Genomic DNA, 11918 nt, shown 5'->3' with positions numbered 1-11918 from the left:
GGGTGTTGGGTGACGGCCGTCTTGGGCTGATCGCGCAGTTCCCCGCGCCCCTGGGTGGGTGGGGGCTCGCTGTTGTTTGTCGGCTGACGGCCGTCTTGGGCTGAGCGCGCAGTTCCCCGCGCCCCTGAGGGGCGCGCCTGGGGGGCGGGCCCCTCACGAGCACCCCCTCAGTTCGGGTTGGCCTTTGTGTCGGTGCCGGGGTCGCCCGGCTTGTTCTCGTTGGTGTCCTTCTCGTCGTCGACGATTTCCGCGTCGACCACGCCCTCCTCGTCGTTCGGTGGGGCCTGTTCGGTGGGTGGCTGGTCCTGTGGGGGTGACTGCTGGGCCTGGGCGTACATGGCCTGGCCCATCTTCTGGCTGACGGTGGCGAGTTTCTCGACGCCGGTGCGCAGGGTGTTCGTGTCCGTGGTCTCCCGTTGCTCCAGGAGGGCCTTCAGTTCGGCGATCGCGGACTCGACCTCGGCCTTCGTGTCGTCGGACGGAATGCGCTCTTCGTTCTCGCGGATGAACTTCTCGGTCTGGTAGACGAGTTGCTCGGCCTGGTTGCGGGTCTCCGCGGCCTCCCGGCGCCCCCGGTCCTCGTCGGCGTACTGCTCGGCCTCGCGCATCATGCGGTCGATGTCGTCCTTGGGGAGCGCCGAGCCGCCCGTGACGGTCATCTTCTGTTCGCGGCCGGTGGCGAGGTCCTTCGCCGAGACGTGCATGATCCCGTTGGCGTCGATGTCGAAGGCGACCTCGATCTGGGGGACGCCGCGTGGCGAGGGCGGCAGGCCGGTGAGGTCGAAGACGCCCAACTTCTTGTTGTAGGCGGCGATTTCACGCTCGCCCTGGAAGACCTGGATGCCGACGGAGGGCTGGTTGTCCGTGGCGGTGGTGAAGATCTCCGAACGCCTCGTGGGAATGGTCGTGTTGCGCTCGATGAGCTTCGTCATGATGCCGCCCTTGGTCTCGATGCCCAGGGACAGCGGGGTGACGTCGAGGAGCAGGACGTCCTTCACGTCGCCGCGGATGACACCCGCCTGGAGGGCCGCGCCGAGGGCCACGACCTCGTCCGGGTTGACGCCCTTGTGCGGGTCCTTGCCGGTGAGTTCCTTCACCAGCTCGGTCACCGCGGGCATCCGGGTGGAGCCGCCGACGAGGATGACGTGGTCGACCACCGAGAGCTTCACGCCCGCGTCCTTGACCGCCTGGTGGAAGGGGTTCTTGCAGCGGTCGAGCAAGTCGGCGGTGAGCTCCTGGAACTGAGCGCGCGTCAGTTTCTCGTCGAGGTGCAGCGGACCCTCGGCCGAGGCGGTGATGTAGGGCAGGTTGATGGACGTCTCGGTGGACGAGGACAGCTCGATCTTGGCCTTCTCCGCGCCCTCGCGCAGCCGTTGGAGCGCCATCTTGTCCTGGCCGAGGTCGATGCCGTACGAGCCCTTGAAGCGTTTGACGAGGTGCTCGACGATCCGGTGGTCCCAGTCGTCGCCGCCCAGTTGGGTGTCGCCGTTGGTGGCCTTGACCTCGATGACGCCGTCGCCGATCTCCAGGAGCGAGACGTCGAAGGTGCCGCCGCCCAGGTCGAAGACGAGGACGGTCTGTTCCTCGCCGCGGTCGAGTCCGTACGCGAGGGCCGCGGCCGTCGGTTCGTTGATGATCCGCAGGACCTTGAGGCCCGCGATCTCGCCGGCCTCCTTGGTGGCCTGGCGCTGGGTGTCGTCGAAGTAGGCGGGCACGGTGATCACCGCGTCGGTGACGTCCTCGCCGAGATACGCCTCGGCGTCCCGCTTCAGTTTCTGGAGCACGCGCGCGGACAGCTCCTGCGCGCGGTAGCGGGTGCCGTCGACCGTGCCGCTGTCGGGGAACCGCCAACTCGGGTCTCCCATATGGCGTTTGACGGAGCGCGCAGTGCGCTCGACGTTCGTCACGGCCTGCCGTTTGGCGACCTCGCCCACCAGAACCTCGTTGTTCTTGGCGAAGGCCACCACCGAGGGGGTGGTTCGTGCGCCCTCGGCGTTGGCGACGACCGTGGGCTCACCCCCTTCCAGAACGGCCACCACCGAGTTGGTGGTACCGAGATCGATCCCGACCGCACGTGCCATGTCCGTCCCCTTCCACCCGGGCCCTAACGCCTACCATCACAAAACTTGAGTGCCTTCCTGTCAATGGGGCGGGTACCCCGGACGGAACCGGACGACGCCCCCGGACGACGGCTCCCGGACATGCCGATGCCGCGGCCCGAAGCAGTCCGGGCCGCGGCATCGGCGGCGGAGCCGCGCCTCTAGCGGAGGGCGCGCTTGTCCGCCTTCAGGCTCTCCGAGAGCCGGATGGTGATGAACTCGTTGTTGTCCGCCTTGCCCGGCGTACGGCCGGAGGAGAACGGGAAGTTGTTGTCGTTCAGGACGGCCAGCGTCCGGTTGTCGAGGAGAACCACGTCCTCGATCGTGGTGAACGGGAAGGTGAAGGTCTCGCCGAAGCCGCCGAGGCCCCCTGGGTTCGCGATGTTCATCAGATCGGCCACGAGGGTCTTGTCCATGACCCCGTCGCCGTCGCGGTCCCGTATGTCCGCGAGGTAGATCCGCTTGAACTTGGCGTCGGCGCCCTGGCCGCCGTCGCGCTCGATGACCAGGAAGCGGGTCCTGTCGACGGCGATGGCGTCACCGATGGCGTTGGAGGGCGACTCCAGACGGTAGGTGAAACGCTTCCCGGTGTAGTCGCGGCTCTTCAGGTCGAACTCGCTGAAGCGCAGGTCGCCGGGGGTGTCACCGTTGACCGTGCCTTCGAGGAGCGGGTAGAGCCGACGGCCGTCGACCGACCGGACCATGCCCTCGAAGCCCTTGCTGCCACCGATGGTGGGCTGGGCGCCGTTCAGGTACGGGTTCTCCGGCGCCCGCACTCCGTCGAGGGAGATGGGGGCCTCGAGAAGCTTGCCCTTCGACGAGAAGTGCAGCAGGAACGGGCCGAACTCGTCGCCCAGCCAGTACGAGCCGTCGTACGCCCGCACGATCGACTCGACGTCGAAGTCGGCGCCGGTCAGCACCCGGTCGGACCGGGTGAGCGGGAACGGCACCTTGCGGTACGGGTCGCTGAGGTTGAAACCGCCCAGGACCTTGACCTTGCCGGTCTTCGTGTCCGGCTCGACGCGGTGCACGCGCAGCAGGAAGTCGGCGCTGTTGGCCTTGCCGCCGTAACCGTTGTCGGACAGCACGTCGTAGCTGCCGTCGTGGCGGTTGACGGCGCCGCTGAAGCCCTGGACGGGCTGGTCGGCGAACGGGCCGGTGATGCCGTTGAACGGACCCGCTCCGATGGCCGAGCCGGACGGCTCGCTGTTCGGGACGAACGTCTCGGCCGGAAGCGAGGCGAAACCGGTCAACTTGGCCTGGCCGAAGGCCGTGGTGGCCTGACCGTGCTCCTTGGAGTCGCGGTCGGCCACGGCGGGCGACGCGAGTCCGACGGTCAGCGCGAAAACGCCGACCGTGATCGAAAGTCTCTTCATGGCCCGCACACTAGGGAGCCCGGGTGACGGGCGGTCGAACACAGGACGACGCGGACCACGGGGAAGTCGGGCGGCATCGCCTTCGAGTTCGTGCTCGCAGTCGGGTCCTGGTCCGGCCGCCGGGCAAGCTCCTGTCGGTGAAGCAGCTTGCCCAGCAGCCTTTCCGAGTTGCCTCGGATGACCGGCCAGCAGGAAATAGCAGGTCAGGCGAGCTTGGCCGACAGCGTGATCGTCGTGCCGGTCAGCGCCTGGCTGACGGGGCAGTTCTTCTTGGCGTCCTCGGCGGCCGCGACGAACGCGTCCTCCTCGATGCCCGGCACGGTGCCCTCCACCGTGAGGTGGATGCCCGTGATGCCCTCGCCCGGCTGGAAGGAGACGTCGGCGGAGGTGGTGAGCTTGGTGGCCGGTGTGCCGGCGCCGGCCAGGGCGTGCGAGAACGCCATGGAGAAGCAGCTGGAGTGCGCGGCGGCGATCAGCTCTTCGGGGCTGGTCTTGCCGTTCGCGTCCTGGGAGCGCGACGCCCAAGTCACGGGCTGCTGCGCGATGGCGCCGGAGGAGTCGAAGCTGACGACTCCGTTGCCCTCAAGCAGGTTGCCTTCCCAGACAGTGTGTGCGGAGCGCGTGGTTGCCACGATGAATCCCTTTCGATCAGGTCCCGGTTTTGGGGTCCGTAGCACTATCCGATCACATTCAGGCTCACCGCACGCGAAAGACGGGCCCACGTGCGGTGAACGGCAGGGAAGAACCCTGTGGGATCAGGTAGGCGTGCTCGCGCCGGACGCGCAGGACGTCGCACCAACCGTCCGTGATGACCAGGATCGGGGCACCCGGCGGGAAGTCCTCGGCACGGTGCAGCAGATCGATGCCGGGCTGAAGGACGGTGCCGCCGCGACCGTGGACGCGTACCCGGCCCGCGATCTCCGTGACGGGGAGGAAGCCCGCGTCGTGCGGGGCCGCGTCGCAGAAGACGACCCGGGCGGCCGGTACGTCACGGGCCTCAGCGTACGAGGCGATGGCGCCCAGGGCCTTGCCGAGGAGGGTGCGGTCCATGGAGCCGGAGGTGTCGAGGACGACGCCGAAGGTGCAGCGGGCGATCTCCTCGGGCGGGAAGTAGCGTCCGGCGCGCGGGATGTCGGGGGTGGCCGCCTGGCGGCGGGCCGGGCGCGCGTAGGTCCGTACCGGCTCGGGGCGGGGCACGAACTCGTCGAACCAGCGGGCCAGTTGGGCGTCCCAGGGCAGCGGCGGGTGGCTGAGCGCGCGGATCTCCTCCACCAGTCCGCCGGGCAGGAAGCCACGGCTCTGCTGCTGGTGCAGGTCGAGGCCGTTGCCGAGGCCGCGGCGGTAGAACTCGTCGAGGTCCACGTAGTCGCGCGGCGAGCCGAGCGGGCCGCCGAGGATGTCACCGACGCCCTTGCCGCGCAGGGTGGCGAGCCGTCGCATACGGCGCAGGTCGGTGGCGAGCCGGTCGTAGACCTCCTCGGCGGAGAGGTCCTTCAACTCCTGGTCGTACAGCAGCCCTTCGGGCATCGTGCCGACCTGCATCTCGACCAGCCAGGCGTTGATGACGTAGTCGCAGGCGACGTTGAAGAGGTACGGGTCGCGGGTGCCGCAGCGGTCGCCGTGGCGCAGCGCGGCGTGCAGCATCTCGTGCGCGAGGACGAACCGCCATTCCTCGTCGTCGAGTTGGAGCAGCGGGTTGATGTAGATCTCGGCCGCCCCCGCGTCGACCGCGGCGACGGAGATGCCGTGCGCGCGGGCGAGTTCGGCGTCCGCGACGATCGTGATGCCCGCCGCGATGCCTCCGAGGAGGGGGTAGGCGGAGACGAACCAGCTCAGCGCCCGCTCCCAGGGCTGCCGCGGGGTGACACCGCCGCGCATCGAGTCTCGGCGGCCGCCCGCCATGTCCATCGCGGTGGCCACCGTGCGGGTCAGCGCGTGGGCGAAGGCGAGCTGCCAGTCCGGCGGCCGGCCACCGAGCCAGCTGTCCCACGGCACCAGCATCTGGTCCGGTTCGGGGCCCGCCGTGCCGCAGCGCTCGTACATGGCCGGGATGCCGTCGCGGCGCCAGCGCGCGGCGAGTTGCTCCTCGTCGCCGTCGGGGTACGACATCGGCAGGTCCGCGGGGGTCCGGCCGATCGGAAAGCCCAGCAGGAAGCGGTTGACGACGACGCAGCGGGCGGCGATGTCGAACCGGTCGGGCTGGGCACGCAGGCCGGTCGCCGCCGTGACATGGCCGAAGCCGAGATGCAGGGCGCCGTGCGCGACCGCCCAGGCCCACTCGACGGGGTCGGCCCGGCGCTTGGGATGGACGTGCAGCACCCCGTCGGAGTCGACGCGCACGAGTCCGTCGTCCGGCGCCTCCTCGCAGTCCTCCTGACGGCAGGTACTGAACCCGATGGCGGCCAGCGCGCGATTGGCCCGCACGAGCCGCATCCCCTCGACGAACGCCTCCGCGGCCAGATCCTTCTTCTTGGGCTGCTCCTGATTGCGCGTACGGCTCATCGCGGGGCCGCCTGCCGACGGGCGGACGGGGCAGGCACCGAGGTGCGGCGAAGGGGCGCGGGCCACGTCGACGGGCCGGACGTACGCTCCGTCGACGTCGCGGCCGGGCCGAACCCGGCGACCGCCTTCCCGCCCGGCGCCGGCGCGCTCCCGGTCCCGCTCGGCATGCTCCCCGTCCCGCGCGGAGCACTCACCACCCCGCGCGGCTCGCCCACAGTCGTCCCGGTCGACGCACCAACCGTCCCGCGCGACGCGCTCACCGTCGCGCCTCCACCAGCCGCGGCATGTCGCGGGCCGCCTCCACCAGGAACCAGGCGGGCAGGACGGGGTTGCCGTCCTCGTCCGCGGCGATGACGCTCTGGGCGACCTCGACGGAGATCTCGGCGAGCTGCACGAGCAGGGACTTGGCGCGGTAGGCGGTCTGGCGGCCGCTCGCCGAGGCGCGCTCCTTGCTGGCGGGGAGTTCCTTCACGAGGCGGCCCCGGAAGGACTCCGCGAGGTAGTAGAGGAGGTCGCGGTCCTCAAGGCGGTTCGGCCAGCGGGCCTCGCCCTTCATGATGGCCTCGATGCCGAACCGGCTGCGCACGATCTTCACGTAGCCGCAGAAGGCGACCGCGTGCGCGGGCGTCAGCGTGCCGTGTGCGATCACCTTCAGCGTGGGCTCGTCGAGCGTCGGTCCGAAGGAGTGCAGCGCGTCGGAGAGCATGTGCCAGGAGCGGGGCGTCGAGAAGGGCTCCTCGGTCTTCGGCGGCTTGGACCACAGGTGGTCGGGGCGGTCGATGAGGTGGTCGAGCACCCACGGGTGGATTCCGTTCGCCCCGGCCCACACCAGCCAGTCCTTCGGGGACGCTTCGAGGTGCACGTGCGCGAGCCGGTTGACCAGCGCCGACGCGATCGGGCGCGCGAGCGCGTTGTCCGTCGCGCGGTTGCCCGCGCCGATCACGATCGAGCCCGCCGGCAGCTCGTAGTTGCCGATGCGCCGATCCAGGATCAGCGAGTAGAACGCCTTCTGGACGTCCGGCGTCGCCGCGTTCAGCTCGTCCAGGAACAGGCAGTACGGCTCGTCGCGGGCGATCGCCTCGGGCGGGCAGAAGACCGAACGGCCGTCGCGGATCTGCGGTACGCCGATCAGGTCCTCCGGCGCCAGCTGCGTACCCAGCAGGCTCACGCACTCAAGTCCCAGTGACTCGGCGAACTCCCTTACCAGGGAGGACTTTCCGATGCCTGGGGCGCCCCAGATGAAGACCGGCCGCACGGTCGCGAGGCCGAGCAGCAGTTCCGGTATTCGGGCGGGAGTGACGGTGACGGCTGCCTGCACGCAGTGGCTCCAGGTGGGTGTTCGAGCGGGGCGCGCCGGTGCGCGCGATGTCCGATGCGGACAGTGTGGGTGGTTCGTCCCGCGCTCCGCAGCCCATTTTCGGGCGCCGCGAGCGCCGTTCAGGGGCGCGGGGAACTGCGCGACCAGCCACATCGGGCCCGCGGCCTCATCACCACCGCACCCCGCCTGGTTCCCCCGCGGAGCGCTACGCGACCCGCCGCTCGGGCCCGGTCTCGACGGGAACCTGCGGGCCGTCGCACTCGCGCAGCCAGCGCCGCAGTACGTGGTGCACCTGCTCGGCGCCGACCAGCTCCTCCCCGTCCTCGACGGGCGCGGAGAACGTGAGCGGCGACATCAGGAAGGGCCGCCCCTGCGCTCCCCCGAGGCCGCCGTGCGAGCCGATCTGCTCCTCGAACGCGAGGACTTCGCCCTCCTGGGGGTCGTACCAGGAGTTGACCATGATGTCCGCGGTGTGCGGGAACGCGTGCGTGCGGCGTACGGCGTCGGCGGCGCCCGGGCCGAAGTCGGCGAGCGGGCCCGGGTTCTCGTCCAGTTCGTCCAGCGGGATCTCGGCGCCGTTCGCGCCGAGCACCAGGCCGCCGTGCTCCTCGCTGCGCACGAGGACGAAGCCGACGCCGGGGTGGTTGGCGAGCGTGGCCAGCAGGGCCGGGTGGCGGGCGTCGATCTCCTCGCGGCTCATCCGGTGCGGCACGTCCGGGAAGGACACGAGACCGAGGTTGCCGGAGGCCAGCACGAGCGGTTCCGAGTGGCGGCTGGAGGGGCGGTACTCCTCGCGGCCCTCCTCGACGGGCCTGCGCAGCGCCGCCCGTACGGCGGCCCTGGCCTCGGCGCCGCTGTGGGTGCGGCGCGCCTTGCGGGGCACGGGCAGCCCGCAGCCGGCCCGGACCAGCTCGCCGAGGCCGAGTCCGTAGCGCGTACGGAAGGTCTCACCGGGGCTCTGGCCGTGGTCGGACAGCAGGACGACGCGGTACGCGCGCGGGGCGTGCTCGGCGACCTGCGCGATCAGGGCCAGTGAGCGGTCCAGGCGGGCCAGGACCTTCTCCGTGTCGCGGCTGCGCGGGCCCGAGTGGTGCGCCACTTCGTCGTACGCCACCAGGTCCGCGTAGACCGAGGAGCGGCCGGCGAGCATGTCCCCGATCACCGCGGCGACGACGACGTCCCGCTCGATGACGGTCGCGAAGGCCCGTATGAACGGGTAGAGACCGCCGCGACCGACCCGCGGACGCCGCTTCTTGAGGCGGGCCCAGGTGGACTCGCCGATCTCACGGCCGACCTCGGCGACGAAGGACAGGGCGGTACGGACGGCGTTGGCGGGGTCGGAGAAGTACGCGAAGTAGCCGGCCCGCGAGCGGTTCTCCCGGCCCCTCCTGGCGGCCACGGACAGCACCAGGGCGAGCTGGTCGGCGCCGCCGCTGAAGAGGTTGCCCCGGCTGGCGCCGTCCATGGTGAGCAGGCCGCCGTCGCCGGTGTGTGCGACGGCGCGGCGCTGGAGTTCGGCGGCGCTGGTGGGGCGGTTGCAGACCATGACCTCCCGGGTGTCCTTCTCGTACCAGCGGAAGGCGGGGATGTCGTGGTTGGAGCCGTGCAGGATGCCCAGCTGGCTTGCGCCGGTCTGGCTGGACCAGTCGGTGCGCCAGGGCGTGAGCCGGTGGGTGGTGCGTGCCCCCTCGCCGTCACCGAGCCAGGCGGCGACGGTCGGCATCAGACCGCGTCCGACCGCGTCCAGGAGTACGTCGTGGCCGACGCCGTCGAGCTGGAGGAAGACCGCGCCGGGGGTGGACGGGCCCGAGCCCGGCTCCAGTTCCGAGCGCCGTCGGTCGGAGAGCCGGTAGAGCCTGCGCCGGTACGCGTCGTCGTCCCGGACGGCGAGGGCACCGCCGGTGGCGGACGCGACGGCGGACATCACCGCGGCGACCACCACGGCCGTCTCGGGGGCGGCCTCGCTCTCTCCTGACGGAATGATGCGCAGGGCGAGCCACAGGAGCGAGCCGTTGAGGAAGAAGACGAGCAGGCCGAGGACGAGGGCGGGGACGAGGAGCAGGGCCCGGACGAGGAGCGGCCAGACGACAGAGGAGAGGATGCCGAACGCCCCGGCGCCGAGTGCGGCCGTGATGGCGATCCTGGTCGCGCTGTCCCCGTCGGCGGACTGGATTCTGAAGTCCGGCAGGATCCCGGCCAGCGCCAGCATGGTGACCGTGGACACTGCCCATACGGCAACGCTCCGCCAGAGCGCGCTCACCAGCCGCCGCCATCTCGCGCCGCTCACGCCACGCCCACCTCCACCCCGCTCTCAACCCTGCCCCAACCCTGTCACAAGCACGCAAGCCGTTTCGGCGGCGCACAAGGGCACGACGGTGGCCCACCGGCGCGGCAGGGGGGGGCAGCGGGGGGCGACGGCGGGCCACCGCACGGGGTGATCCCGGGCTCGGCACCGCCGGAGGTGTCAGCGGCCGTCGTAGCCCGCCGTCGGCATCGACAGCCGGCGGTGGACATGGGCCTTCATCTGGGCGTCGTACGCGGGTTCCGCATGACCGACCGTCTCGACCCGCACTCCGCGCCGGGCGCACTCGGCGGTGAACTCGTCCACGGAGGCGAGCGCCCGCTCCAAGACCCGGCGGCTGGGCGCGACGAACAGGTCGACGAGGCCCGCCTCGACGTCCTCCCAGAGCGCGCAGTGGTCGGGCCGCAGCCCCCGTACGAGCAGTTCGCGGGTGACGACATAGCCGCGCTCGGCCGCCCAGCGCGCGCACATGGCGTGCTGGCTGCGCGAGTCCACCAGGAAGGGGTCCGCCTCCAGCTCCTCCAACGGCGTCAGACTCGCGATCGTCGTCACGCGAAGCATGCCGGAGGCACGGCGTGTGTCTCCCATGGCGTCCCCCCTCACCTCCGGGTTTCGTCGCCGACCCTACTCCTGCCCGTACGCTCGGGGGGAGTCGCGCGAAGGAGGCAAAGGAGTGCCGGTGGAGATCATTTGGTGGGGTCACGCCACCTGCACCGTCGAGGACTCGGGCGCGCGCGTGCTCACGGACCCGCTCTTCGCGCGCCGGCTCGCGCATCTGCGCAGGCGCCGGGGCGCGCCGCCCCCGCCGGACGCCGCGGTGGCGGACGTGGCCCTGGTGTCCCATCTGCACGCCGATCATCTGCACGTCCCGTCGCTGGCGCGGCTCGCTCCCGGCACCCGGCTGCTGGTGCCGAAGGGCGCCCCGCGGGCCGTCCCCGGGCTGCGCAGGCTCACTCATCTGCGGGTCACCGAGATGGCGAGCGGCGACCGTACGAAGGTCGGTGACCTGGTCGTACAGGCCGTTCCGGCGCGGCACGACGGGCGGCGGCTGCCGGTCGGGCCGCACCGCGCGCCCGCCCTCGGCTATGTGATCGAGGGCGAGGCACGGACGTACTTCGCCGGGGACACGGGCCTCTTCGAGTCGATGGCCAAGGAGGTCGGACCGGTCGACGTGGCGCTGCTGCCGGTCGGTGGATGGGGGCCGTATCTGGGTGAGGGACACCTGGACGCCGGGCGGGCGGCCGAGGCGCTGGCCCGTCTGCGGCCGGGGAGCGCGGTGCCGGTGCACTACGGCACGTACTGGCCGATCGGGATGGATGCCGTGCGCCCCCATGAATTCCACGCGCCCGGCGAGGAGTTCGTGCGCCTGGCCGCCGAGCGTGCGCCCGAGGTGGCGGTGCACCTTCTGGACCACGGACAGCGTGTGCGGCCCCGGGTCGCGGGGTACCGGTCATCCCCGAGGGACGCGCCGGCCGGCCGGGGCGACGACGAGCGGGAGGGCGGAGCCCGGTGAGGGATGTGCTCGCCGCCGCTGTCACGACCGTGCCGACCGAGTCCACCCAGCAGGCGCTCGGCTATCCGTCGCTGTTCCTGCTGGTACTGATCGGGGCGTTGGTGCCCGTCGTGCCGACAGGTGCGTTGGTGAGTTCGGCGGCGGTGGTGGCGTTCCACCAGACCGCGCCGTTCTCGATGGTGCTGGTCTTCGTGGTGGCGGCGTTCGCTGCGTTCCTGGGGGACGTGGCGCTGTACTGGCTCGGGCGCCGTGGCATGAAGTCGAAGAACGGGTCGCGGTGGCTGGCCGCGATCCGGGACCGTGCGCCGGAGGATCGGTTGGCGCAGGCGCAGGAGAAGCTCGCGGAGCACGGTGTGGCTGTGCTGGTGTTGTCGCGGCTGGTGCCGGCGGGGCGTATTCCGGTGATGCTGGCCTGCTTGATGGCGAAGTGGCCGTTGCGGAGGTTCGCTCGGGGGGATGTGCCGGCGTGCCTCGCGTGGGCTGCCACGTATCAGCTCATCGGGGTGGCTGGGGGTTCCTTGTTCAAGGAGCCCTGGGAGGGGGTGGTTGCGGTGGTCGTGCTGACGGTTGTGATCAGCGTGGCGCCGGGGGTGTGGCGGCGATTGCGTGGCGCTCCGCGGTAGGGGTGGGCGTGGGCGTGGGCGTGGGTGCGGGTGCGGGTGCGGGTGTGAGTGCGGGGAGCTTCTGCCGTGTGTTGTCTGCGGGTTGAGTGTGGCTGGTCGCGCAGTTCCCCGCGCCCCTAAGGGGTGCTTTCAGAAAGCCGGGTGTTTGCGGGCGAGGGTCATGCAGTGGGCGAGCTGGAGGAAGG

At 71.2% G+C, this 11918-nt stretch carries 8 protein-coding genes and 1 pseudogene; 2 read left to right on the top strand and 7 right to left on the bottom strand.

Annotated elements, in window-relative coordinates:
* Window positions 1-167 precede the first annotated feature (167 nt).
* The 7 genes from dnaK to ACIBEI_RS34040 form a co-directional block, all read right to left on the bottom strand.
* Window positions 168-2081 (bottom strand): molecular chaperone DnaK, encoded by a 1914-nt coding sequence (gene dnaK / locus ACIBEI_RS34070; RefSeq protein WP_398894153.1) that lies wholly within the window; start codon window positions 2079-2081, stop codon window positions 168-170.
* A gap of 179 nt (window positions 2082-2260) precedes the next feature.
* On the bottom strand, window positions 2261-3475 hold the full coding sequence (locus ACIBEI_RS34065) for an esterase-like activity of phytase family protein (protein ID WP_398894151.1): 1215 nt from the start codon (window positions 3473-3475) through the stop codon (window positions 2261-2263).
* Window positions 3476-3678: 203 nt separating this feature from the next.
* On the bottom strand, window positions 3679-4107 hold the full coding sequence (locus ACIBEI_RS34060) for an OsmC family protein (RefSeq protein ID WP_398894150.1): 429 nt from the start codon (window positions 4105-4107) through the stop codon (window positions 3679-3681).
* A 64-nt stretch (window positions 4108-4171) separates the two neighbouring features.
* A complete protein-coding gene (locus ACIBEI_RS34055) occupies window positions 4172-5977 on the bottom strand; it encodes a hypothetical protein (RefSeq protein WP_398894148.1) in 1806 nt (601 codons plus the stop codon).
* Window positions 5978-6233: 256 nt separating this feature from the next.
* Window positions 6234-7295 carry an ATP-binding protein gene (locus tag ACIBEI_RS34050; RefSeq protein WP_398894147.1) on the bottom strand — a complete coding sequence of 354 codons (1062 nt, stop codon included), beginning with the start codon at window positions 7293-7295 and terminating at the stop codon, window positions 6234-6236.
* A 205-nt stretch (window positions 7296-7500) separates the two neighbouring features.
* Window positions 7501-9582 (bottom strand): alkaline phosphatase family protein, encoded by a 2082-nt coding sequence (locus ACIBEI_RS34045; protein ID WP_398894145.1) that lies wholly within the window; start codon window positions 9580-9582, stop codon window positions 7501-7503.
* A 177-nt stretch (window positions 9583-9759) separates the two neighbouring features.
* Window positions 9760-10185: a hypothetical protein gene (locus ACIBEI_RS34040; RefSeq protein WP_143640931.1), complete on the bottom strand. Its 426-nt coding sequence runs from the start codon at window positions 10183-10185 to the stop codon at window positions 9760-9762.
* An 85-nt stretch (window positions 10186-10270) separates the two neighbouring features.
* On the opposite strand from ACIBEI_RS34040, the pseudogene ACIBEI_RS34035 reads away from it, so the two are divergent.
* Both ACIBEI_RS34035 and ACIBEI_RS34030 read left to right on the top strand, forming a co-directional pair.
* A pseudogene (locus ACIBEI_RS34035) lies at window positions 10271-11038 on the top strand (MBL fold metallo-hydrolase); the annotation flags it as partial.
* A gap of 68 nt (window positions 11039-11106) precedes the next feature.
* Window positions 11107-11733: a DedA family protein gene (locus ACIBEI_RS34030; protein ID WP_398894144.1), complete on the top strand. Its 627-nt coding sequence runs from the start codon at window positions 11107-11109 to the stop codon at window positions 11731-11733.
* Window positions 11734-11918: the final 185 nt, after the last annotated feature.

The sequence above is a fragment of the Streptomyces sp. NPDC050988 genome (assembly GCF_044456225.1).
Taxonomy (GTDB): domain Bacteria; phylum Actinomycetota; class Actinomycetes; order Streptomycetales; family Streptomycetaceae; genus Streptomyces.
Note: the sequence above shows the minus strand (reverse complement) of the source record. Positions and strands in the feature narration are given on the sequence as shown.

Coding starts and splice junctions, on each gene's coding strand:
- ACIBEI_RS34040 (WP_143640931.1), bottom strand. CDS start 10,185: ATGGGAGACACACGCCGTGCCTCCGGCATGCTTCGCGTGACGACGATC.
- dnaK (WP_398894153.1), bottom strand. CDS start 2,081: ATGGCACGTGCGGTCGGGATCGATCTCGGTACCACCAACTCGGTGGTG.
- ACIBEI_RS34055 (WP_398894148.1), bottom strand. CDS start 5,977: ATGAGCCGTACGCGCAATCAGGAGCAGCCCAAGAAGAAGGATCTGGCC.
- ACIBEI_RS34065 (WP_398894151.1), bottom strand. CDS start 3,475: ATGAAGAGACTTTCGATCACGGTCGGCGTTTTCGCGCTGACCGTCGGA.